The 21,546-nt window shown below is 67.8% G+C and carries 22 protein-coding genes; 14 read left to right on the top strand and 8 right to left on the bottom strand.

The window, feature by feature from the left end:
• Positions 1-4 precede the first annotated feature (4 nt).
• The 4 genes from D3H34_RS02590 to fabG are packed head-to-tail and all read left to right on the top strand — an operon-like array spanning position 5 to position 2,803.
• Positions 5-838: a polysaccharide deacetylase family protein gene (locus tag D3H34_RS02590; RefSeq protein ID WP_434057671.1), complete on the top strand. Its 834-nt coding sequence runs from the start codon at positions 5-7 to the stop codon at positions 836-838.
• On the top strand, positions 835-1,605 hold the full coding sequence (locus D3H34_RS02585; protein ID WP_119551862.1) for a class I SAM-dependent methyltransferase: 771 nt from the start codon (positions 835-837) through the stop codon (positions 1,603-1,605). The genes D3H34_RS02590 and D3H34_RS02585 overlap by 4 nt, the downstream gene beginning before the upstream one ends.
• Positions 1,602-2,075: a hotdog family protein gene (locus D3H34_RS02580; RefSeq protein WP_119551861.1), complete on the top strand. Its 474-nt coding sequence runs from the start codon at positions 1,602-1,604 to the stop codon at positions 2,073-2,075. Before D3H34_RS02585 ends, D3H34_RS02580 begins: the two co-directional genes overlap by 4 nt.
• A complete protein-coding gene (gene fabG / locus D3H34_RS02575; RefSeq protein ID WP_119551860.1) occupies positions 2,072-2,803 on the top strand; it encodes a 3-oxoacyl-ACP reductase FabG in 732 nt (243 codons plus the stop codon). The genes D3H34_RS02580 and fabG overlap by 4 nt, the downstream gene beginning before the upstream one ends.
• Positions 2,804-2,821: 18 nt before the next feature.
• Here the strand turns inward: fabG and D3H34_RS02570 are convergent, their stop codons facing one another.
• From D3H34_RS02570 to D3H34_RS02555, 4 genes are all read right to left on the bottom strand, one after another.
• Complete coding sequence (locus D3H34_RS02570; RefSeq protein ID WP_119551859.1) at positions 2,822-3,514, bottom strand: P-loop NTPase family protein; 693 nt, start codon at positions 3,512-3,514, stop codon at positions 2,822-2,824.
• Positions 3,515-3,611: 97 nt separating this feature from the next.
• On the bottom strand, positions 3,612-4,910 hold the full coding sequence (locus D3H34_RS02565; RefSeq protein ID WP_119551858.1) for a type II toxin-antitoxin system HipA family toxin: 1,299 nt from the start codon (positions 4,908-4,910) through the stop codon (positions 3,612-3,614).
• Positions 4,907-5,227, bottom strand: coding sequence for a helix-turn-helix domain-containing protein (locus tag D3H34_RS02560; RefSeq protein ID WP_119551857.1), 321 nt, complete (start codon positions 5,225-5,227; stop codon positions 4,907-4,909). The genes D3H34_RS02565 and D3H34_RS02560 overlap by 4 nt, the downstream gene beginning before the upstream one ends.
• A 56-nt stretch (positions 5,228-5,283) precedes the next feature.
• Entirely contained in the window at positions 5,284-6,054 is a 771-nt protein-coding gene (locus D3H34_RS02555; RefSeq protein WP_119551856.1) for a hypothetical protein, read from the bottom strand.
• Positions 6,055-6,167: 113 nt separating this feature from the next.
• Between D3H34_RS02555 and smc the strand changes: the two genes are divergently transcribed.
• The 5 genes from smc (at position 6,168) to def (ending at position 14,066) form a co-directional block, all read left to right on the top strand.
• Positions 6,168-9,683, top strand: coding sequence for a chromosome segregation protein SMC (gene smc, locus D3H34_RS02550; protein ID WP_119551855.1), 3,516 nt, complete (start codon positions 6,168-6,170; stop codon positions 9,681-9,683).
• Between the two features lie 13 nt (positions 9,684-9,696).
• Positions 9,697-10,803, top strand: a complete 1,107-nt coding sequence (locus D3H34_RS02545) for a cell division protein ZipA C-terminal FtsZ-binding domain-containing protein (protein ID WP_119551854.1) — start codon at positions 9,697-9,699, stop codon at positions 10,801-10,803.
• Positions 10,804-10,828: 25 nt separating this feature from the next.
• The gene (gene ligA, locus D3H34_RS02540) at positions 10,829-12,925 is read left to right on the top strand and encodes an NAD-dependent DNA ligase LigA (RefSeq protein WP_119551853.1); all 2,097 of its coding nucleotides are present in this window, start codon (positions 10,829-10,831) and stop codon (positions 12,923-12,925) included.
• 119 nt (positions 12,926-13,044) lie between these two features.
• Positions 13,045-13,494 carry a hypothetical protein gene (locus D3H34_RS02535; protein WP_119551852.1) on the top strand — a complete coding sequence of 150 codons (450 nt, stop codon included), beginning with the start codon at positions 13,045-13,047 and terminating at the stop codon, positions 13,492-13,494.
• A gap of 32 nt (positions 13,495-13,526) precedes the next feature.
• Positions 13,527-14,066 carry a peptide deformylase gene (def, locus tag D3H34_RS02530; protein WP_119551851.1) on the top strand — a complete coding sequence of 180 codons (540 nt, stop codon included), beginning with the start codon at positions 13,527-13,529 and terminating at the stop codon, positions 14,064-14,066.
• A 24-nt stretch (positions 14,067-14,090) separates the two neighbouring features.
• Here def and D3H34_RS02525 read toward each other — a convergent pair whose 3' ends face one another.
• Positions 14,091-14,480 (bottom strand): DoxX family protein, encoded by a 390-nt coding sequence (locus D3H34_RS02525; protein ID WP_119551850.1) that lies wholly within the window; start codon positions 14,478-14,480, stop codon positions 14,091-14,093.
• Positions 14,481-14,653: 173 nt separating this feature from the next.
• On the opposite strand from D3H34_RS02525, the gene D3H34_RS02520 reads away from it, so the two are divergent.
• The 3 genes from D3H34_RS02520 to D3H34_RS02505 all read left to right on the top strand — a co-directional run bounded on the left by D3H34_RS02520 (position 14,654) and on the right by D3H34_RS02505 (position 17,892).
• Positions 14,654-15,697, top strand: a complete 1,044-nt coding sequence (locus tag D3H34_RS02520; RefSeq protein WP_205736652.1) for an amino acid ABC transporter substrate-binding protein — start codon at positions 14,654-14,656, stop codon at positions 15,695-15,697.
• 132 nt (positions 15,698-15,829) lie between these two features.
• Positions 15,830-16,837 (top strand): amino acid ABC transporter permease, encoded by a 1,008-nt coding sequence (locus D3H34_RS02510; protein WP_119551849.1) that lies wholly within the window; start codon positions 15,830-15,832, stop codon positions 16,835-16,837.
• On the top strand, positions 16,834-17,892 hold the full coding sequence (locus tag D3H34_RS02505) for an amino acid ABC transporter permease (RefSeq protein WP_119551848.1): 1,059 nt from the start codon (positions 16,834-16,836) through the stop codon (positions 17,890-17,892). The genes D3H34_RS02510 and D3H34_RS02505 overlap by 4 nt, the downstream gene beginning before the upstream one ends.
• Here D3H34_RS02505 and D3H34_RS02500 read toward each other — a convergent pair.
• From D3H34_RS02500 to D3H34_RS02490, 3 genes are all read right to left on the bottom strand, one after another.
• Positions 17,847-18,260 carry a PPC domain-containing DNA-binding protein gene (locus D3H34_RS02500; RefSeq protein ID WP_119551847.1) on the bottom strand — a complete coding sequence of 138 codons (414 nt, stop codon included), beginning with the start codon at positions 18,258-18,260 and terminating at the stop codon, positions 17,847-17,849. The genes D3H34_RS02505 and D3H34_RS02500 overlap by 46 nt on opposite strands.
• Positions 18,261-18,276: 16 nt before the next feature.
• On the bottom strand, positions 18,277-19,941 hold the full coding sequence (gene pgm / locus D3H34_RS02495; protein WP_119551846.1) for a phosphoglucomutase (alpha-D-glucose-1,6-bisphosphate-dependent): 1,665 nt from the start codon (positions 19,939-19,941) through the stop codon (positions 18,277-18,279).
• Positions 19,942-20,054: 113 nt separating this feature from the next.
• A complete protein-coding gene (locus D3H34_RS02490) occupies positions 20,055-20,303 on the bottom strand; it encodes a helix-turn-helix domain-containing protein (RefSeq protein ID WP_119551845.1) in 249 nt (82 codons plus the stop codon).
• Positions 20,304-20,501: 198 nt separating this feature from the next.
• On the opposite strand from D3H34_RS02490, the gene D3H34_RS02485 reads away from it, so the two are divergent.
• Both D3H34_RS02485 and D3H34_RS02480 read left to right on the top strand, forming a co-directional pair.
• Complete coding sequence (locus D3H34_RS02485) at positions 20,502-21,134, top strand: LuxR C-terminal-related transcriptional regulator (protein ID WP_167481104.1); 633 nt, start codon at positions 20,502-20,504, stop codon at positions 21,132-21,134.
• A complete protein-coding gene (locus tag D3H34_RS02480; RefSeq protein ID WP_286185366.1) occupies positions 21,131-21,532 on the top strand; it encodes a hypothetical protein in 402 nt (133 codons plus the stop codon). The genes D3H34_RS02485 and D3H34_RS02480 overlap by 4 nt, the downstream gene beginning before the upstream one ends.
• Positions 21,533-21,546 lie beyond the last annotated feature (14 nt).

The raw sequence follows: 21,546 nt of genomic DNA, 5'->3' as shown, positions 1-21,546 counted from the left end.
CACCATGTCGTCGCCTTCCGCCCCTGTCGCCGCCTCCGAGTCCTGGCCCTGGCCACCGGCCATGCGCGCCAGCGCGGCCGTCCATGTGGCGGCCCTGGGCGCGGGCGTTCTGGTGCCGGGGGCATGGCCCTGGGCTCTGGGCGCACTGGTGCTGAACCATGCGGTGATCACCGGTGCCGGGCTCACGCCGCGCAGCAACCTGCTGGGCCCGAACGTCACGCGCCTGCCCGAGGCGGCGGGTTCGCGTCGCGAGGTGGCGATCACCATCGACGACGGCCCCGAGCCCGAGGTCACGCCCCGCGTGCTCGACCTGCTGGATGCCCACGGCCAGCGGGCCACCTTCTTCTGCATCGCAGAACGGGTGCAGGCGCACCCGGCGCTGGCGCGCGAGATCGTCGCGCGCGGCCACAGCATCCAGAACCACACGGCGCAGCACCGGCACAACTTCTCTTTCCTCGGGCCGCGCGGCTTCGCGGCGGAGATCTCGCGCGCACAGGACATCCTGACCGACGTGACCGGCCAGCGCCCGACCTGTTTCCGCGCGCCTGCCGGCCTGCGCAACCCTTTCCTCGAACCCGTGCTGCACCGCCTCGGCCTCTCGCTCGTGAGCTGGACGCGGCGCGGCTTCGACACCCGCGAAGGCGACGCCACCAAGGTGATGGCGCGCCTCTCCCGCAATCTGCAGGCACGGGACATCCTGTTGCTGCACGACGGCAACGCCGCACGCACCGTGGCGGGGCAACCCGTTCTGCTGGAGGTGCTTCCCTTGCTGCTCCAACGCCTGCGCACCGACAAATTGCGTGCTGTGACCCTGCCTGAAGGATTGAAGACTGCATGAGCGCCGTGATGCCATCGACGATGACCCCCGACAACGCCTGGCGCGAGCTGCACGAAGCCGCGACCGTTCCTTACAAGAAGGGCGGCACCTTCGCCTGGCAGTTCGCGCGCGGCAAGTTGGGGCGCGACCCGGTGTTCCGCGGCTTGCTCGAACGCGGCCTGATCGATGCACAACATCGGCGCGTGGTCGACATCGGCTGCGGCCAGGGCCTCTTCGTGAGCCTGCTGGCGTCGATGAGCGCGATGCAGCAGCAGGGGCGCTGGCCCGCTTCATGGGCCGCCACGCCGGCCGCCGCGGACTACACCGGCATCGAGCTGATGCCGAAGGACGTGGCGCGCGCGGAAGCCTCGGTCGGTCATCTGCAGCCCACGCCGCGGCTGGTGTGCGCCGACATGTGCTCGGCCGCCTTGCCCGATTGCGACCTGGTTGTGATCCTCGACGTGCTGCACTACGTGGACCTCACGGCGCAGGAAGGCGTGTTGACGCGCGTGCGTGATGCGCTGCGGCGCGGCGGCAACCCGAAGGCGCGCCTGCTGTTGCGTGTGGGCGATGCATCGAGCACGCGCGGTTTCGCGATCAGCCAGTGGGTCGATCGCACGGTGACGCGCATTCGCGGTCACAAGGTCTCGCCGACCTGGGGCCGGCCGCTGACCGAATGGATGGCGCTGCTGCAGCGCCTGGGTTTTCGCGTGCAGAGCATTCCGATGAGCGAGGGCACGCCCTTTGCCAACGTGCTGCTGGTGGCCGATCTGGAGGTTGCTGTTTGACGGCGCCGCAGACACTCGACCGCGCGGGCATCGCGCAGCGCATTCCGCACAGCGGCAGCATGTGCCTGCTGGAGCGCCTCGAAGGCTGGGATGCCGAGTCGATCCATTGCAGCACCACGACGCACAGTCAGGCGGACAACCCGTTGCGCACCGAAAGCGGGCTGCTCGCACCGAACGCCATCGAGTACGCGGCGCAGGCGATGGCGCTGCACGGTGGCCTGCTGGCCACCGAGGGCAGCACGCCGTCGGCGGGCTTCCTGGCCAGCGCACGCAACGTGAAACTGGCGGCGGCGCGGCTGGACGATATCGACGGGGCGTTACAGGTGCGCGCCAGGCGACTGTCCGGCGACGACCGGCAGGTCTTGTATGAATTCACGGTGGCGGCCGAGGACGGCCGCCTGCTGGCTGAAGGCCGGGCCGTGGTGGTCTTGAACACGCCGCTGGCGGACATGGAAAGCACACCGTCATGAGTTTCGAAGGAAAACGCGCACTGATCACCGGCGCCAGCGGCGCGCTCGGCGCGGCCATGGCGGAGCGCTTCGCACGCGATGGCGCCACCGTGCTGCTGCATGCGAATTCGCGACCCGAAGCGATCGAACAACTGGCCGCGTCGATCATCGCAGCCGGCGGCAAGGCGGAATGCCACGTGTTCGACCTGCGCAGCGACGAAGCCTGTGCGGCCGGCTGTGCACGCATTCTCGAAGGCGGTGCGGTGCAGATCCTCGTCAACAACGCGGGCGTGCACGACGACGCCGTGCTGCCCGGCATGCGCGCCGAGCAATGGCACAAGGTGATCGACGTGTCGCTGAACGGTTTCTTCCGCGTCACCCAGCCGTTGCTGTTGCCGATGATGCGCACCCGCTGGGGGCGCGTGCTGAACATCTCGTCCGTTGCCGCCATCGCGGGGAACAAGGGACAGGTGAACTACGCGGCGGCCAAGGGAGCGTTGAACAGCGCGACCAAGGCGCTGTCACTCGAGGTGGCCTCGCGCGGCGTGACCGTGAATGCGATCGCGCCGGGCATCATTGCCTCGCCGATGGCCGATGCGGTGTTCGATCCCGCGCTCATCAACCAGATGGTGCCCGTGAAGCGCGCGGGCACGCCGCAGGAAGTGGCGGCGCTGGCGGCATTTCTGGCCGGTGACGAGGCCGGCTACATCACGGGGCAGGTGATTTCCGTCAACGGCGGGATGATCTGATTCCGCCCGCTGCCGCGGTCAGAGCGGCAGCGTATCGAACGCGGCGTACGCAGTCGCCAGCCACGACTTCACGCGCTGGCGCTCCAGCAAGCCGAGCGCGTGCGGCCCTTCGCGGTCGTTCACGGCCTTCCAGAAGCTCGTGTTCTGTGCGTCGATCTTGCGCATGCTGGCTTCATGCAGGCGGGGCAGCGCAATCACGCGCGCGCCGTTCGCGGTGGCCTTCGACAGCGACTGCGACGCCAGCAGCATCCCGAAATCGCTGCCGCGTCCGTAGTTCTGCACCACGATGTAGTTGGGCCGGTTGCCGAAGGTGTCGATCAGCGTGCCGAGCAGGTCCGTGGAGTCCTTGCCGTCGTCCAGCACATGCCAGAAGTTGACCGTGACGTCGATTTCTTCGAACACGTCGAACAGGTCCGACTCCTTGATCCAGCGCGACAGCGGCGCCAGCGTTTGCGCCGCCAGGTCGACGATCACGCTCTGCTTTGGGTTGGTCTCGAAGCCGTTCACCACCGTGTCCAGGCCCTCGAAGCTGTCGACCACCACGGGCGAGGCAAAGCCCTCGTAGAAGCGCGTGAAGGAGCTGTGGGAGCGGTCGGTGTCGAAGCCGGTGAAGGGGCGGCTGCGATCGATGAAGTACTGGGCCAGCACACGGGCCGTGACCGATTTGCCGACACCGCCTTTTTCGCCGCCGATGAAGTTGATGGAGCTCATGAGTGGATGCTGCCTCGAATGGGTTGAGGGGTGGAGGAGGGCGGATTCATTCTAGGGGCCGCTTGTCGCACAACTGTGGCGGGTGACGGATGCCAGGCTATCGCCCCCGCTTGCTCATGCCCTGCAGCAAGGGATGTGCCTGCAGGCGCTGCTGCAGTCGTTTCTTCCACGGGGCCGGCAATGCCGAGGCATCGATCATCGCGGGCCACTGATCGCGCGCGAGGCGGGCGGTGTCGGCGACCACGCGCCGCATGCGCGGCTCATGCACGCCGGCCGAGAAGCAGAAGGCGCGCACGTTGGCCGGTGTGAACATCGCGGTGCGCCGGGCTGCGGCGCCGCCGCCCGGCGCCGGCAGCAGCGGCAGCGCATGGCCCTCGACGCCCTGCAGCGCCGCGTAGGCCACGATGTCGTAGGCCGGAGCCAGGCGCGGCGCGATGCCGTCGGGGTAGAGCACGCCAAAATTCTTCAGGTGAGCATCGGGGTTGCCCAGCAGTTCGTTGACCACGAGCCGGCGCACCAGTTCGAGCACGGCGTCTTCGCCCAGTGACGGAAAGGCACGCATCGCCAGCGCCATGTCGAGGTAGCTTCCGCTGTACTTGTGCATCGGGTCGACGGCGAGCACCTGGGCGAAATCCTCGAAATGGATGCGGCGTGCGCCGTCGCGGTCGAAGCGCGTGACGGCCAGGAACTCGGGCTCGTCCGGCAGGGCATAGCTGTGCTCCGCGGCGATGGCCGACAGCGGCGCGAGTTCGGCGTGGCACACCTCGACGCCAGCGGCTCCGGCCATCTGCAGCGAGAGCATTTCGAGTTGGGGCATGTGGGGCCGGCCGGCCACCGGCAGCTTGGCGATCACGCGCGTGCTGGCGCCAGCGCGCGTGCGGGCCACATAGCGCCCGCCCTGGCGGCGCAGGCCCAGCTTGGGCTGTACGCCCGAGACTGAAATCCCCTGCGGCATTGGCAGTTCGACCACCGACATCTCGAGCGCATCCTGGTCCTGCGTGATGAGCCGCTGCAGCGTGCCGCGGTCCACCGACACCGGGCGCGCGGCCACGGCACCGGGCAGGTCGCCGCCGCAGGCTGCGAGCAATTCGAAGTGATCGCTTTCGCGGCAACCGCGCAACTGGGCGATGTGACTGCGCAGCACGCCCTCGGGCAGCAGGTTCTGGAAGAAGCCGGGCAACTGGCCGCCCTGGGCGTTGAACAACGGATTCTTCACGTCGCTCCACAGCGCGGCCTGGGCCGCGGGATCGCTTGCGACCATCGACAGCGAGAGCACGCCCGGTGGCGGGTTGGCAATCAACTCGGGTTCCGCCACGAAGCGGCACAGGTCGGCGTACTGGAACAGCTTGCCGAGGCGATGTGCGCCGAGCGAAATCTCGAGGATCTTGACGTTCATGGCGGTGAGCGGCGTCCCCGAACGTAGGGCGGAGCGGCGGGAGCCTCAGCCAGGGCCCGTCCGACGCGCGTGGCGACCGGGCGATAGCCAGGATCGACGGCAGTGCCTTCGCCGAACCCCTTGGGCGCGAGCTGCAGTTCGAGCCCCAGCGCATCGACCAGCGCGAGCAGCGACGACAGCTGCGGGTTGCCCTTCAGGCTCAAGGCATTGCGCACCGAGCGCTCGGTGAGTCCGGAGCGCAGGGCGATCTCGGCATTCGTGAGGCCGGTGGCCCCGCGTCGCGCCGTGAGGACGTTGATGAGTTCCTGCTTGTTCATGGAAACATATTACCGCAAATGTCTATTTTGGAAACATATTTCCGATTGAGTCGAGGCTACTTCGGTACCAGCGTGAAGAGCGGCATGACCACGCCCATGACCCAGTTCTGGCCGAAATCGAGCGCGGCCCGGCGGTATTTCTCGTCGGCCTGCGCGGCCAGCAGGTCGAGCCGCGCCACCACTTTCGACAATTCGCGGTCGGCCACAAGGTTGCGCCCGCGCTCGCTGATTTCGGTGGCCAGCAGCAGCGGCTGGCCGTCGGGGCCGGTCTTCGAAGAGATCAGCCAGAGCGAGATTTCGAAATTGCGCGCGGTACGGTAGCTGTTCTCGGCATCGACCCCGTCGATCATGGTCTGGTCCCAGGTGTTGCCGTTGGCCTGCTTGAGCATCGCGGCCCACCCGACGACGAGTGCCGCCACGCGATCGCCCTGGTAGCCCTGCGGACCGGTCTCGAAGGCCAGGCGGATGGCGTCGATGCCGGTGGCGCCACGCAGTTCGGGCAGGGGTGTGCCCTGCATGACCGCGTCCCAGGTGCGCTGTGTTGCCTCTTCCATGCTGGCGGACGACTTGCGCCATTCACGCGGGTTGCGCCGGTACAGCGTGGTCTGCACGCGACGCACCGATTGCAGGTTGTCGCGCAGCGACAGATTGGCGATGCGGTTGGTGCCGGATTGCAGCCATTCCTGGTTGCCGTACGGCTCGGCGCGCTCGGTGGATCGGAGGGAGGAACAGCCCGTCAGCACCAGCGGCGCGAGCAGGGCGGCGGCGGTGCCCGCCAGCAGGCAGGTGCGTCGCGCCGCGAAGGGAGAAGCCAGGGAATCGCTCATGCCCTGACGTTATCATCCACGGCTGGGGCGGCGGCCCGCTTCAAGCTGCGGGCCCGTGCAATTTTCCTTACAAATCAATACCTTGGCGCTACGCCAAGGCAGGGCGACAAGTCGTGCGTCTTAACTCCATCAAGCTCTCGGGCTTCAAGTCGTTCGCCGAACCCACCAACTTCCTGCTACCGGGCCAACTGGTCGGGGTGGTGGGGCCGAACGGCTGCGGCAAGTCGAACATCATGGATGCCGTACGCTGGGTGCTCGGCGAGTCGCGCGCGTCGGAGCTGCGCGGCGAATCGATGCAGGACGTGATCTTCAACGGCACGACCACCCGCAAGCAGGCCAGCCGTTCGAGCGTCGAACTGGTGTTCGACAACGCCGACCACCGCGCCGGCGGCCAGTGGAACCAGTTCACCGAAATCGCCGTGCGCCGCGTGCTCACCCGCGACGGCACCAGCAGCTACTACATCAACAATCAGCCGGTACGTCGCCGCGACGTGCAGGACGTGTTCCTGGGCACCGGCCTCGGTCCGCGCGCCTACGCCATCATCGGCCAGGGCACGATCAGCCGGATCATCGAGTCCAAGCCCGAAGAGCTGCGCCTGTTCCTCGAGGAGGCCGCCGGCGTCTCCAAGTACAAGGAGCGCCGCCGCGAGACCGAGAACCGCTTGGGCGATACGCGCGAGAACCTCACGCGCGTCGAAGACATCCTGCGCGAGCTCAACGCCAACCTCGAAAAGCTCGAGAAGCAGGCCGAGGTGGCGGCGCGCTACAACGCGCTGCAGGGCGATGCCACGAAGAAGCAGCACCAGTTGTGGTTCCTCAAGCGCAGCGAAAGCGATGCTGATCAGGCCAAGATCAAGGCCGATTCGGAAAAGGCCATCAACGACCTCGAATCGCGCACCGCCGACCTGCGCCGCATCGAGTCCGAACTCGAAACCGTGCGCCAGGCTCACTACGGTGCGGGCGACCTGGTGAACCAGGCGCAGGGCAAGCTGTACGAAGCCAGCGCCGAAGTCGGCCGGCTCGAAGGCGAGATCCGCTTCGTGGTCGAAGGACGTCAGCGTGTCGAACAGCGCCTCGTGCAACTGCGCGAACAGATGGGCCAGTGGGGCCGTCGCCGCGAAGAGGCCGAAGCCGAGATCGAGACGCTGGCCGGGGCCGGTGTCGATGCCGAAGAGCAGGCCATCCTGCTGGCCGCCCAGCTCGAAGAGCACGATGCGCGTATGCCCGAGCTGGAAGAAGCCGTGCAGCGTGCGCAGGACGAGGCCAATGCCCAGCGCACGTCCGTGTCGCAGGTGCAGCAGCAGATCCAGGTGCTGGCCGCCGACCAGCGCAACATCGAAGACCAGAGCCGCCAGCTCACGCTGCGCAGCGAACGCCTGCGCGCCGACCAGAGCGCGCTGGCCGCGCCCGACGAGGAACGACTGACGGCCATGCAGGAGCAGCTGGCCGAGGCCCAGGAAGTCGCCAGCGAGTCCGAGGCCCGTCTGCAGGAGTTGCAGGAAACCGTTCCGCAGCTCGACGAAGACCGCCGCGCCAAGCAGATCGCCGTCAACACCGAAGGCGCCCGCCATGCCGAGTACTCGGCCCGCCTCGAAGCGCTGCGCGCGCTGCAGGAGAAGGTCAAGACCGACGGCAAGCTGGCCCCCTGGCTCGCCAAGCACGGTCTGGACGGTCTGCAAGGCCTGTGGAGCCGCATCCACATCGAACAGGGCTGGGAGAACGCGCTTGAATCCGCGTTGCGCGAGCGCCTGGGTGCGCTCGAAGTCAGCCGGCTCGACATGGTGCGTGCCTTCGGCAACGACGCGCCGCCCGCCAAGCTGGCCTTCTACAGCCCGCCGGCCGCTGGTGTGCCGCAAGGTGCTGGCGCGCTGCCGAAGCTGTCGAGCCTGCTGCGACTGAACGACGCCGGTCAGCAGGCGCTGCTGAATGACTGGTTGCATGGCTGCTTCACGGCAGAGAGCTTCGAAGACGCGCTGGCCCAGCGCGCCACGCTGCAGCCCGGCGAGGTGATCTATGTGCGCAGCGGCCATGCCGTGTCGTCGCACAGCGTGAACTTCTACGCACCCGATTCCGAGCAAGCCGGCCTGTTGGCCCGCCAGCAGGAAATGGAAAACCTCGAGCGCCAGCTGAAGGCCCAGACGCTCATCAACGAAGAGGCGCGCACCGCGCTGGTCCGCGCCGAAGCCGCGTACGGCGATGCCGCACAGCGGCTCGTCACGGCCCGCCGCGAAGCTGCCGAAACGCAGTCGCGGGCGCACGAGTTGCAGGTCGAGACGCTGCGCATGACGCAGCTCGCCGAACAGACCCGCGCGCGCAGCCAGCAACTGGCCTCCGACCTGGGCGAGGTCGATGCCCAGCTCGAAGAACTGCAGGAAAAGCGCATCGCCGCCGAAGGCCGCTTCGAAGAGCTCGACATGCAGTTGGCCGACAGCCAGGAGCGTCACGCACAGCTCGACGAGCGCGTCATCGAAGCCGGCCGCGCGCTCACGGCCAGCCGCGAGCAGCACCGCAGCCTCGAGCGGCAGGCGCAGGAAGCCACCTTCTCGCAGCGCACGCTCGAAGCGCGTCGCGGCGAACTGAACCGCAGCATCGAAACCGCCTCGCAGCAGACCGTGGCGCTGACCGACGAAGACGAGCGCGCCCGCGCCGAGCTGAGCCGCCTGTCCGACGCGGCCGCGCAAGCCGGCCTGCAGGACGCACTGTCGCTCAAGCTCGAGCGCGAGACCGCCTTGGGTTCGGCACGCAGCCAGTACGACGACCTCACACTGAAGCTGCGCGCCAGCGACGAGCGCCGGTTGCAACTGGAACGCGAACTCGACCCGTTGCGCCAGCGCATCACCGAATTCCAGCTCAAGGAACAGGCCGCACGCCTTGGCGTCGAGCAGTACCAGCAGCTGCTGGACGATGCCGGCGCCGACCTCGAAGCGGTGGCGCAATCGATCGAGACCGAGAAGGTGCGCCTGACCGGCCTGCAAAGCGAAATCGATCGCCTGAACCGCGAGGTGGTCGCGCTCGGCGCCGTCAACCTCGCTGCGCTCGACGAACTCGCCATTGCGAGCGAGCGCAAGATCTTCCTGGACGCCCAGTCGGCCGACCTGAACGAGGCCATCGGCACGCTCGAAGACGCCATCCGCAAGATCGACGCTGAAACGCGCGACCTGCTTGGCGGCACCTTCAAGATCGTCAACGAGCACTTCAGCCGCATGTTCCCGGAGCTCTTCGGCGGCGGCAACGCCAAGCTGATGATGACGGGCGACGAAATCCTCGATTCCGGCGTGCAGGTCATGGCCCAGCCGCCCGGCAAGAAGAATCAGACCATCCACCTGCTCTCGGGCGGCGAGAAGGCGCTCACGGCCATTGCGCTCGTGTTCGCCATCTTCCAGTTGAACCCGGCGCCTTTCTGTCTGCTGGACGAAGTGGACGCGCCGCTGGACGACGCCAACACCGAGCGCTATGCCAAACTCGTCTCCGCCATGAGTCGTGAAACCCAGTTCCTTTTCATCAGCCACAACAAGATCGCCATGGAAATGGCCGAACAGCTGATCGGCGTGACCATGCAGGAGCAGGGCGTGTCACGCATCGTTGCGGTCGACATGGAGTCGGCGGTCTCGATGGTCGAAGCGGCATAACACGGGCGCACGCATGAGCAATCTCACCCTCGCCCTGGCGATCCTCGGCGGTCTCGTTCTCGCGGCCGTCGTGGCCTACAACACCCTGATGTCGCGGCGCAATGCGCCGCGCCAGCCTGATGCGGTCGATGTCGCGCTGGCCGAAACCGAGCGCGCGCTGGCCGCGGGCGGCGACGGCGGCGTGGAGCCGATGCTCCATGCCGATCCGAGCCAGGTGGCCGGCAGCGATCGCCATGAGCCGCTGTTCGATCCCGACCTGCCCGCGCCCAGTGGCGTGCCCGTACCCACGGGCGAGCGCCGCGGCGGACTCGATCCGCTGATCGACGTCATCGCACCCATTTCGCTCGAAGGCCTGGCCTCGGGCGATGCCGCGCTCGCCGCCATGCCATCGACGCGCCGCGCGGGCAGCAAGCCGGTGGCCATTGAAGGTCTGAACGACCTCACCAGCCAGTGGGAGCTGCCGGCGCCGGGGCAGCGCTACCGTGCCTTCCAGGTCGGTGTGCAGCTGGCCAACCGCACCGGGGCACTCAACGAGATCGAGTACTCCGAATTCGTGGTCAAGGCACAGGCCTTTGCCGACGCGGTGAACGGCGCGCCCGAGTTTCCCGAGATGCTCGACGAAGTGGCGCGCGCCCGCGAGCTCGACCAGTTCGCCAGCGCGCACGACGCGCAACTGGGCTTCGTGCTGCGCGCGCTGCACGCCGCCTGGAGCCCGGGCTACGTGCAGCAGAATGCCGCGCGGCTGGGCTTCGTGGCCGGGATCATCCCGGGGCGCATGGTGCTGCCGACCAGCGAGGCCGGCCTGCCGCCGATCCTTGGGCTCACATTCGACACCCAGGCCGCGCTGGCGGACGATCCGGCGCAGTCGGCCATCCGCGAGCTCAGCCTGAGCCTGGATGTGCCGCAGGTCGATCGCGACGAGGCGCCGTTTGGTCGCATGCGCGAAACCGCCGCCGCGCTCGCCCGCGAGATGGACGGCGTGGTGACCGACAGCGACGGCCAGTTGCTGCGCGACGAAACCATGGACGTGATCGGCACCGACCTCGAGCAGCTGTACGACACGCTCGATGCGCGCGACCTGGCCGCAGGCTCGCCCCTGGCGCGACGCCTCTTCAGCTAACCCGTCTTTCCCCGAGGGACACCCCATGACAACGCGCGACGAAGCGGCACGCGAAGCCGCCGCACTGAGCGAGCAGCTGCATCGCCACGCCCACCTCTACTACGTGCTCGACACGCCTGAGCTGCCCGACGCCGAGTACGACAAGATGTTCCAGCGCCTGCAGGTGCTGGAAACCGAGTTTCCCGAACTGCGCACGCCCGATTCGCCGACGCAGCGCGTGGGGGGCGCGGTGCTCGACAGCCTCGCCAAGGTGCGCCACCGGGTGCCGATGCTGTCGATTCGCACCGAGACCGACATCACGCCTGCCGGTGCCAGCGCCTTCGATGCGCGCGTGCGACGCGAACTGGGCTTGGCCGAAGATGCACCGCAGATCGCCTACGTCTGCGAACTCAAGTTCGACGGGCTGGCCATGAGCCTGCGCTATGAGCACGGCGTGCTGGTGCAGGCCGCCACGCGCGGCGATGGCGAGGTGGGCGAGGACGTCACGCAGAACATCCGCACCGTGCGCGAAATTCCGCTGAAGCTCAAGGGTGCGGCTCCGCCTGTGGTCGAGGTGCGCGGTGAGGTCTACATGAAGCGCGCCGATTTCGACGCGCTCAACGAGCGCCAGCGCCAGAAGATCGCCGCCGGGCAGAAGAACGAGAAGGTGTTCGTCAATCCGCGCAACGCGGCGGCCGGTGCGGTGCGCCAGCACGACCCGGCGATCGCGGCGGCGCGGCCGCTGAGCTTCTTCGCCTACGGACTCGGCGAGGTTTCGCCCGCCAGCGACGGCGGGCCCGAGATTGCCACCCAGTTCGACTGGCTGCAGCAATTCCATGCCTGGGGCTTCCCGGTGGCCACGCAGACTGCGCGGGCGACGGGCGCTATCGAACTGATAGCGTTTCACGAGACCATCGGCCGGCAGCGCGATGCGTTGCCGTACGACATCGACGGCGTCGTCTACAAGGTCGACAGCCTCGAACTGCAGCGCCAGCTGGGTTTCGTTTCGCGCGAGCCGCGCTGGGCTGTGGCCCACAAGTACCCGGCGCAGGAGCAGCTGACCGAGGTGGTCGGTATCGAGATTCAGGTGGGCCGCACGGGCAAGCTCACGCCGGTGGCCAAGCTGGCGCCGGTGTTCGTGGGCGGTGTGACCGTGACCAACGCCACGCTGCACAACGAAGACGAGGCCCGCCGCAAGGACGTGCGTGTGGGCGACACGGTGATCGTGCGGCGCGCCGGCGACGTGATTCCCGAGGTGGTCGGCGTCGCGCCCGACAGCCTGGCCAAGCCCGACGACCAGCGCGGCGCGATCTTCACTATGCCGCACAAGTGCCCCGTGTGCGATTCCGAGGCGGTGCGGGAGGAGGGCGAGGTCGACTACCGTTGCACCGGCGGCCTGTTCTGCGCGGCGCAGCGCAAGGAAGCGATCCTGCATTTCGCGGCGCGGCGCGCGGTCGACGTCGACGGGCTGGGCGACAAGCTGGTCGAGCAGTTGGTCGATGCCAACCTGATCCGCACCTTGCCCGATCTCTACAAGCTCGGCTTCGTCACGCTGGCGGGCCTGGACCGCATGGCGGAGAAGTCGGCCAAGAACCTTGTCGACGCGCTCGAGACCTCGAAGAAGACCACGTTGCCGCGTTTCCTGTTCGGCCTGGGCATTCGCCATGTGGGCGAGAGCACGGCCAAGGATCTCGCCAAGCACTTCGGCAAGCTCGACGCGATCATGGACGCGACCGAAGAGCAACTGCTCGAAGTTAACGACGTCGGCCCGGTGGTGGCGCAGAGCCTGCGCACCTTCTTCGACCAGCCGCACAACCGCGAGGTGGTCGAGCAATTGCGCGCCTGCGGCCTGACCTGGGAAGAGCATGAGCCCGAAGCCCGCGCGCCCAAGCCTTTGGCGGGGCTGACCTTCGTGATCACCGGCACCCTTCCTACGCTGGGCCGCGACGAGGCGAAGGATAAATTGGAAGCAGCCGGCGCGAAGGTGGCCGGCTCCGTCAGCAAGAAGACCCACTTCCTCGTGGCCGGGGAAGAGGCTGGCAGCAAGCTCGACAAGGCGCGCGACATCGGCGTCACGGTGATCGACGAGGCGCGTATGCTGGAGATCCTCGCGAACGGGGTTGCACCGGCACCCGACGCCTGAACCGGACGGCACCGATGACTGAGGCCTTTACCGGCCGTTACGCGACTTCACATCCGCGCAGTCAACAGGGTCTACAAGCGGGCGTTGAACGACTACAGAAGGCCGACAAGGAGTCCCTCATGCAAAGAATTCGTGTTCTCGCTACCAGCCTCGCATTCGGCGGCATCGCGCTGCTGAGCGGCTGCGTGGCCGTTCCTGGCGATCCGTACTACTCCGGCGGCTATTCCGACCCGTACTACTCCGACCCGGCGCCGGTGGTGGTGCCGGCGCCGGTCTACATCCAGGGCGGCGGCTACTACGAGCGACGTCCGTACTACGACCGCCGCCCTTACTACGATGGTCGCCGGCCGGCCTATCCGTACCCCGGCGTGCGACCCACGTACCCGACGCCGCGTCCCGGCTGGGGCGGCGGTGGCCGCCCGCCAGTCGCCGTGGTGCCGCCAGTAGTGCGGCCCGGCGCGGGCGGTGTGCCCGGTATCACACCTTCGCAGCCGCAGCAGATGCCACGCGGCCCCGCGCGGCTGTGGACCTCTCCGGATTCGAAGGACAACCATGGGGGGATCCCGTGATCGTGGCATGAGGCTCTCGCGATAATCCCGCGATGGCCTTCCGCGAAATCCTCAAGATGGGCGACCCCCGGCTGCTGCGCACCGCGCAGCCGGTCACCGCTTTCGACACCGACGAACTGCACCTGCTGGTGCGCGACATGTTCGAGACCATGAAGGCGGTCAATGGCGCCGGCCTTGCGGCGCCGCAGATCGGTGTCGATCTCCAACTGGTGATCTTCGGCACCGACACTGTCAATCCACGCTACCCCGATGCGCCGCCAGTGCCGCGCACCGTGCTGCTCAACCCCGTCATCACCCCGCTGGGCGATGAAGAGGAGGAGGGTTGGGAAGGCTGTCTGTCAGTGCCGGGCCTGCGTGGCGTGGTGCCGCGCTTTGCTCACATCCACTACACGGGCTTCGACCTGTACGGCGACCCCATCGATCGCACCGCCGACGGCTTTCATGCGCGCGTGGTGCAGCACGAAGTCGATCACCTGTTCGGCAAGCTGTACCCGATGCGGGTGCGCGACTTCTCGCGCTTTGGCTACACCGAGGTCCTGTTTCCAGGCCTCGATGCGGCCGATGACGACTGACGGGTCGTCTGTCCGGTTGCTCGCTTACTTGTTGTTGAGCCCGAAGCGTCCGCCGCCCGTGAAGGCGAGCGAGATCGCCGCGAACAGGAACATGCCTTGCAACTCCAGCGCCCAGCCGCCCTGGGCGTTCAGCGCGCCGAGGTCCTTGCGGTGTGCCAGCCAGATCGCCACGACCATGTTGATGGCTACGACCAGCGCGGCGGGCCGCGTGAACAGGCCGACGATCAGCAGCACCGGCGCCAGGATCTCGCCCACGTAGACCAGGTACGCCAGCACCGCGGGCACACCGTGCGACGCGAGCATGCCGCCGATGCCGTCGACGCCCTTGCCGACTTTCGCGATGCCGTGCAGAAGGATGAGGATGCCCAGCGCAACGCGCAGGATGAGCTTGCCGGTGTCGTCGGACTTGACCATTGTGTGATTCCTGTTCGGGAGTGATGAAAGGGCCGTATGGTAGTGAAACTGCGGGGCCGACCGGCCTGCCGCCGGTGAGCGACTCGACATATGTATCCAACGGAGGGTTCTTTGTCACCGGCCTGCGTCGCCCCGTACACTGCCTTTTGCCTACTGTTGAGGAGCACACACCAATGATGAAGAAGACCACCCGATTCCGTCCGGCACTGCTGGCCGCCGTTTCCGTTCTTTCGCTGGCCGCCGCGGCCCCGGCCTTCGCGGGCAAGACACTCGACGCGGTCAAGCAGCGCGGCACCGTCAAGTGCGGCGTGACCAACGGCGTGGCCGGTTTCTCGGCCCCCGACACGCAGGGCAACTGGTCGGGCCTGGACGTCGACACCTGCCGCGCCATTGCCGCGGCCGTGCTGGGCGATCCGAAGAAGGTCGACTTCGTGCCGCTCAACTCGCAGCAGCGCTTCTCGGCCCTGCAGGCCGGAGAAATCGACATCCTCGCGCGCAACACCACGTGGACGCTCACGCGCGATGCATCGCTCGGCTTCAACTTCACCACCATCACCTACTACGATGGCCAGGGCTTCCTGGTGCCCAAGAAGCTCAAGGTGACGAGCGCCAAGCAGCTCAAGAACGCCACCATCTGCACGCAATCGGGCACGACCAACGAGAAGAACGTGTCGGACTACTTCCGCGCGCAGAACATCCCGGTGAAGACCGTGGTGTTCGAGAGCTTCGAGGCCTCGTTCAAGGCCTTCTTCTCGGGCCGCTGCCAGGCCTTCACGACCGACGCCTCGGCGCTGGCCGGCCTGCGCAACAAGGAAGCGCCCAACCCCGACGACTACATCATCCTGCCCGAGCTGATCTCCAAGGAGCCGCTCGCACCGCTGGTGCGCCGCGGTGACGACGAGTGGTTCGCCGTCGCCAAGTGGGTGCCCAACGCGCTCATCGAGGCGGAAGAATTCGGCATCACGCAGGCCAACGCCGACCAGCTCAAGGGCAGCAGCAAGGACCCGGCACAACAGCGCCTGCTCGGTGCGGGTGAAGACCTCGGCAAGTTGCTGGGCCTGGACAAGGACTGGTCGTACCGCGCCATCAAGGCCGTGGGCAACTACGGCGAGGTGTTCGAGCGCAACGTCGGGCCGAAGTCGGTGCTCAAGCTGCCGCGCGGCTCCAACAACCTCTGGAGCAAGGGCGGTCTCATCTACGCACCACCGGTCAGGTAGTGACTCCCCCAGGCTTCGCGCACTTCGTGTCGCTTCGCCTACCCCCTCGCCGGGGGCAACACCAGCGGCCCGGCAAAGCCGGTTCCGCGGTGTTCCTGGTCCGGATTTCCGTCGGTCTTGGGGGTTGTGGCAATGCGTAGTGCCCCGACCGATTCATCGCGCCGCAGCAGTTGGCTGGCTTGGCTCGTCCAGGCTCTCCTGGTGCTGGCCGTCGTGGCCGGTGCCTTCTGGGTGGTGAACCATGCGCTCGAGGTGCTGCGCGCGCGCGGCGTGCGTTCGGGCTTCGACTTTCTCACCGAGCCGGCGGGTTTTTCGATCAGTGAAGGCTGGCTCGATTTCGATGCCAGCCAACCGTCGTGGCGCGCGTTCCTCGCGGGCCTGATCAACACGGTGCGCGCGGCGGTGCCGGCGGCCATCTTCGCGGTGGTGCTCGGCACGCTGATCGGCATCGGCCGGTTGGCGCCGCACGTGCTGCTGCGCGGCATCTGCACCGCGTACGTGGAACTGCTGCGCAACGTGCCGCTGCTGGTGCAGCTGCTGATGCTGGCCTTTGCAATGGCCAACCTGCTGCCCGATCCGACGGAGCCCGTGCACCTGCTGCCGGGCGTGTGGCTGAGCAAGGGCGGGGTGAGCGTGCCCTGGCCCGTGGCGGGCGAGGGGGGCTGGTGGCCGACGCACTTCGAATGGCCCGAGCGCGGAGACTTCGGCGTGAGCGGCGGCGCTGCGCTGAGCCCGGAGTACGTGACCATCGTCGCGGGGCTGTCGTTGTACTCGGCGGCCTTTGTCGCCGAGATCGTGCGCGCCGGCATTCTCTCGGTGTCGCAGGGACAGGTGCTGGCGGGGCAGGCGCTGGGGCTGTCGCCAGTGCAGCAGTTGCGCATCGTGATCCTGCCGCAGGCGCTGCGCGTGATCGTGCCCTCGCTGACCAACCAGTTGCTGAGCCTCACCAAGAATTCGTCGCTTGCCGTGGCCGTGGGCTACCCGGAGCTGGTGTCGGTGGCCAACACCACCATCGGCTCGAACGGACGAGCCTTCGAGTGCATCGCGATCATCATGGCGGTGTACCTGCTGCTGTCGTTGCTGATCTCCTTCGGCATGAACCGCTACAACGCGCGCGTCGCGCTGCGAGGCTGGCGATGAGGCGCGTCGCGCAAGGCCCCATTGCATGGCGCAGCGAGCTGTGGGGTTCGCCGCTGCGCGCACTGGCCACGGTGCTGCTGCTGGGCCTGCTCGCGTGGGCCGGTTTTCACGCGTTCGAATGGGGCGTGGTGCACGCTGTGTTCCGCCCCGATGCCGACGCCTGCCGTGCGGTGCAGCACGGTGCGTGCTGGGGCGTGGTGGCCGAAAAATGGCGGCCCATGCTGTTCGGCCGCTTTCCGTACGAAGAGCAATGGCGCCCGGCCATCGCGGTGCTCGTGCTGTCCGCGGTGACCGTCCTCAGCGCATGGCCGCGCAGTTGGCGCTGGTGGCTGGCGCCGTTGTGGCTGGTCGCGCTGCTGTTGTTCGTCGGACTGATGCACGGCGGCGTGGCGGGGCTGAGCGTGGTGCCGACCAGCCGCTGGGGCGGCCTGCCGCTCACCGTCGGGCTGGCGGTGGTCGGGTTGGCGCTGGCTTTTCCGCTGGCGCTGCTGCTGGCGATGGGGCGCCGCTCCGAATGGCCCGTGGTGCGCACCTTGAGCGCGAGCTACATCGAACTGGTACGCGGTGTGCCGTTGATCTCGGTGTTGTTCATGGCCTCGTTCCTGCTGCCGCTGCTGTGGCCCGCAGGCTGGCAGCCTGATGTGCTGGTGCGCGTGCTGATGGGGCTCACGCTGTTCGTCGCGGCCTATCTGGCGGAAATCATCCGCGGCGGCCTGCAGGCCGTGCCGCGCGGCCAGACCGAGGTGGCGATGGCGCTGGGCTTCGGCCGCTGGCCGGTGCAGCGCGACATCGTGTTGCCGCAAGCGCTGCGTCTGGTGGTGCCGGCGCTGACCAACAGCGTGGTCGGCACGCTGAAGGACACCTCGCTGGTCACTGTGGTCGGCCTGTTCGAGCTGACCGGCGCGCTCGGCCTGGCGCTGGGCGGCGATCCGGTCTGGCGGCCGTTCTACCTCGAGGGCTATCTGTTCGTGGCCGCCGTCTACTGGTTGCTGTGCTTCGGACTGTCGCGCTACAGCGTCTGGCTGGAGCGGCGCCTGGGCACGAGCTCGGCGTAGCCGGTCTGCGGATCGGGCTCGCGCGAGAAGCGCCATTCGGGCAGCACCGCAACGAGGATCTCGGCCGTGGTGCGCACCACGCAGCCGGGTGCGGCATGGCCGCCCGACACCCGGCCGGCGGCATCCGAGACGCTGAGATGCAGATGCGAGCCGTCGGGCGACAGCGTGCCGGCGAGCGTGAGGATTTCAAGATCGCCTTCGATCCGCGTGGCCGTTTCGGCACCCGCAAAACGAATGCCGGCGCCGCGCAGGCTGCCGATGCCTGAGACCACGAACGCCGCGCCGCCGATGCCGTCCGTCTTCAGCACGGCATCGAGCGCCGCGCGCAAGTCGTCGCCCGGTTGCAGCCGCAGCACCAGCGTGTCCATGGGGATGTGTTCCGCGTCAGCTGGCCGAGAGTGCCTTGTCGACCACCTGCTGCGCCTCGCCGAGGATGCGCGCGAGGTGGTCGTCACCCAGGAAGCTCTCGCCGTAGATCTTGTAGATGTTTTCCGTGCCTGAAGGCCGCGCGGCGAACCAGCCGTTCTCGGTGATGACCTTCACGCCGCCGATGGCTGCGCCGTTGCCCGGGGCGTGGCTCAGCACGTTCTCGATCTTCTCTCCGGCCAGGGTGGTCGAGGTGATCTGCTGCGGCGACAGCGCGGACAGGCGCTTCTTCTGTTCAGGCGTCGCGGGAGCATCCACGCGGTCGGACACGGGACGCCCCAGCGCCTGCGTCAGCTCGGTGAAGCGCTCGCCGGGGTCTCGTCCGGTGCGCGCGGCGATCTCGGCCGAGAGCAGGGCGGGCACGATGCCGTCCTTGTCGGTGGTCCACGCGCTGCCGTCGTGGCGCAGGAAGGTCGCGCCCGCGCTTTCCTCGCCGCCGAAGCCGAGCGAGCCGTCCACCAGCCCGTCGACAAACCACTTGAAGCCCACAGGCACTTCGTACAAAGGACGGCCCAGCCGCGCCGCCACGCGGTCGATCATGCGGCTGCTGACCGCCGTCTTGCCGACGGCTGCCTGCGCGGGCCAGTGCGGGCGGTGCGTGAAGAGGTAGTCGACCATCGCCGCGAGGTAGTTGTTCGGCTGCATCAGGCCCGCGCTGCGCGTGACCACGCCGTGGCGGTCGTGGTCGGTGTCGCAGGCGAAGGCGATGCCGAAGCGGTCCTTCAGCGCGACCAGCCCGTGCATCGCGTCGGGCGACGACGGGTCCATGCGGATGCGGCCGTCCCAGTCGAGCGACATGAAACGGAAGGTCGGGTCGATCGCCTGGCTCAGCACGTCCAAGCGCTTGAGCTGGTAGCGCGCGGCGATGGCGGGCCAGTAGTGCACGCCGGCACCGCCCAACGGATCGACGCCGAGATCGATGGTGCCGCCACGGATCGCGTCCATGTCGAGCACTTGGGCCAGGTCTTCGACGTAGGTGTTCAGGTAATCGTGGCGGTGCGTGGTGGAGGCCTTCAGCGCCTGCGCGAGCGGCATGCGCTTCACACCTTCGAGCTTGTTCGCCAGCATCTTGTTGGCGGCGGCTTCGACAGCGGAGGTGATGTCGGTGCCCGCGGGGCCGCCGTTCGGCGGGTTGTACTTGAAGCCGCCGCTTTCGGGCGGGTTGTGCGAAGGCGTGATCACGATGCCGTCGGCCAACCCTCTGGATCCGCTCTTGCGCCCGCGGTTGTAGACAAGGATGGCATGCGACACGGCCGGCGTGGGCGTGTATTCGTCGTCCTTCGACAGCATCAACTCGACGCCGTTGGCCGCCAGCACCTCGACCGCGCTGGCGAAGGCCGGCGTCGACAACGCGTGCGTGTCGATGCCCAGGAACAGCGGGCCGTCGATGCCTTGCTGCTTGCGGTGGTCGCAGATGGCCTGGCTGATCGCCAGAACATGCCACTCGTTGAAGGCGTCGTCGAACGAGGAGCCGCGATGGCCCGAGGTGCCGAAGGCCACGCGCTGGCTGGCCACGGCCGGGTCGGGGCGCCCGGTGTAGTAGGCCGAGACCAGGCGCGGCACGTCCACCAGCAGGTCGGACGGGGCCGGCTGGCCTGCGAGGGGATGGGAAGAGGTGCTCATGTCGAAAGCGGGAGATGAAAGGGAGCGCGCCGGCGGTGCCGTGCGCGGCCTTTCAGCATACGCCATGGGCGCAGCGGGCCTTCTTCCCAGGCTCGGCGCCTCGCCAGACTTGCTCAGTGCGTGCGACGCGCGCGAACTCGCTCGGGGCCGTTGCCTGTCGCCAGCCACCGGGCAGGCACGTCGAAGTACGCCGCGATCTGGTGCAGGTGCAGGTGCTGGGTGCCGTCGCTGCTGTGGCGATCGGTCAGCCAGCGCACCACCGTCGCGTAACTGACGCCGCAATGTCGCGCGAGTTCGGTTTTCCACTGGGGTTGCGATCCGGCGACGAGCGAGATCAGGCGGTCTTGAAAGCTGGCGTTCATGGTCCCTCCTTCTTTGCGACATCCGTGGCTGGTCCGAATCTCCGCAAAACGCCCAGCAGGCCCAACCCCCCGTTCGCAGGGAGCGGTCAGTTTTTTGCACGGAGGGTGATCTAGTTCCATGGGCCTACGGGTTCGCCCGTCCCCGTCAGCGTCAGAATGGGGGTGCATATCGACCACCAAGGTCGAAGGGGGTGTGCCATGAAAGTGATGACGCTGGACGATCACGCGTTGTTTCGTGCGGGCTTGCGCATGCTGCTGGAGAGCATGGAGCGCAGTGCCGAAATCTTCGAGGCTGCCACGGTCGACGAGGCCTGCGCATTGGCGCTGCGCCACCCCGACCTGGCCATCTGCCTGTTGGACCTCGAACTCAGGGGCGAGTACGGCCTTGATGCGCTGGTGCGCTTGAAGGCGGTGGCGCCCGACATCGCTGCCGTCGTGGTGTCGGCCTCGACCGATGTCGACATCATCCGTGGCTGCCTGGAAGCCGGTGCGATGAGCTTCGTGCCCAAGAGCATGCCGGCCGATTTCCTGAAGCGCGCCTTCGAGACCGTGCTGGCTGGAGAGGTCTATCTGCCTCAGGAAATTCTGCACCTGGGACCAACAAACGCGGCCAGGCCCACGCTCAGTCCGCGGCAGACCGACGCGCTGCGGGGCCTGGCGCGCGGGCTGCCGACCAAGTCCATCGCGCGCGAACTGGGTCTTTCCGAGAACACGGTGAAGGAGTACATCGGCACGCTGTTCCAGGCGCTGGGTGTCCACAACCGCACCGAGGCCGTGATCACGGGCATCCGCCTGGGGCTGTTGTCCCCGATGCAGCGCAAGGGGTCATGAGCGAGCCGCCGAGGGCGGCTAAGCTTCAGGCTGGTTTCAAGGAGCAAGACAAGATGCGCATGACGTTTGGCCGGCCCGGGTTTCTTCTGTCGGTTGCAGCCCTGGCGGCGGTGCTGGCGGGCTGCGAGGCCCCACCCAAGGATCGGCCGCTGAGCCCCGATGTGCCGGCGCCGCCGAGCTTTGCGCCGCCGCCCGAGAGTTGCCAGGCCCCGGAGGTGCGTTTTGCGCTCGGCATGCAGGCGACCCGTCCATTGCTGGAGGAGATGCGCCAGCGCGCCGGAGCAAAGACCGCCCGCACGGTGCCGGCCACCGCGCCGGCCGATCCGGTGCAGGATGCGACGCGGCTCAATGCGCAGGTCGATCCCACGGGCCGCATCCTCGGCGCGTACTGCGGCTGAGCCCCGCCAGGGGG

The sequence above is a fragment of the Acidovorax cavernicola genome (genome assembly GCF_003581445.1).
This window is presented reverse-complemented; position numbering and strand designations above follow the sequence as displayed.

Coding starts and splice junctions, on each gene's coding strand:
- D3H34_RS02590 (WP_434057671.1), top strand. CDS start 5: ATGTCGTCGCCTTCCGCCCCTGTCGCCGCCTCCGAGTCCTGGCCCTGG.
- D3H34_RS02585 (WP_119551862.1), top strand. CDS start 835: ATGAGCGCCGTGATGCCATCGACGATGACCCCCGACAACGCCTGGCGC.
- fabG (WP_119551860.1), top strand. CDS start 2,072: ATGAGTTTCGAAGGAAAACGCGCACTGATCACCGGCGCCAGCGGCGCG.
- D3H34_RS02570 (WP_119551859.1), bottom strand. CDS start 3,514: ATGAGCTCCATCAACTTCATCGGCGGCGAAAAAGGCGGTGTCGGCAAA.
- D3H34_RS02565 (WP_119551858.1), bottom strand. CDS start 4,910: ATGAACGTCAAGATCCTCGAGATTTCGCTCGGCGCACATCGCCTCGGC.
- D3H34_RS02560 (WP_119551857.1), bottom strand. CDS start 5,227: ATGAACAAGCAGGAACTCATCAACGTCCTCACGGCGCGACGCGGGGCC.
- D3H34_RS02555 (WP_119551856.1), bottom strand. CDS start 6,054: ATGAGCGATTCCCTGGCTTCTCCCTTCGCGGCGCGACGCACCTGCCTG.
- D3H34_RS02545 (WP_119551854.1), top strand. CDS start 9,697: ATGAGCAATCTCACCCTCGCCCTGGCGATCCTCGGCGGTCTCGTTCTC.
- ligA (WP_119551853.1), top strand. CDS start 10,829: ATGACAACGCGCGACGAAGCGGCACGCGAAGCCGCCGCACTGAGCGAG.
- D3H34_RS02535 (WP_119551852.1), top strand. CDS start 13,045: ATGCAAAGAATTCGTGTTCTCGCTACCAGCCTCGCATTCGGCGGCATC.
- def (WP_119551851.1), top strand. CDS start 13,527: ATGGCCTTCCGCGAAATCCTCAAGATGGGCGACCCCCGGCTGCTGCGC.
- D3H34_RS02525 (WP_119551850.1), bottom strand. CDS start 14,480: ATGGTCAAGTCCGACGACACCGGCAAGCTCATCCTGCGCGTTGCGCTG.
- D3H34_RS02520 (WP_205736652.1), top strand. CDS start 14,654: ATGATGAAGAAGACCACCCGATTCCGTCCGGCACTGCTGGCCGCCGTT.
- D3H34_RS02510 (WP_119551849.1), top strand. CDS start 15,830: ATGCGTAGTGCCCCGACCGATTCATCGCGCCGCAGCAGTTGGCTGGCT.
- D3H34_RS02505 (WP_119551848.1), top strand. CDS start 16,834: ATGAGGCGCGTCGCGCAAGGCCCCATTGCATGGCGCAGCGAGCTGTGG.
- D3H34_RS02500 (WP_119551847.1), bottom strand. CDS start 18,260: ATGGACACGCTGGTGCTGCGGCTGCAACCGGGCGACGACTTGCGCGCG.
- pgm (WP_119551846.1), bottom strand. CDS start 19,941: ATGAGCACCTCTTCCCATCCCCTCGCAGGCCAGCCGGCCCCGTCCGAC.
- D3H34_RS02490 (WP_119551845.1), bottom strand. CDS start 20,303: ATGAACGCCAGCTTTCAAGACCGCCTGATCTCGCTCGTCGCCGGATCG.
- D3H34_RS02485 (WP_167481104.1), top strand. CDS start 20,502: ATGAAAGTGATGACGCTGGACGATCACGCGTTGTTTCGTGCGGGCTTG.
- D3H34_RS02480 (WP_286185366.1), top strand. CDS start 21,131: ATGAGCGAGCCGCCGAGGGCGGCTAAGCTTCAGGCTGGTTTCAAGGAG.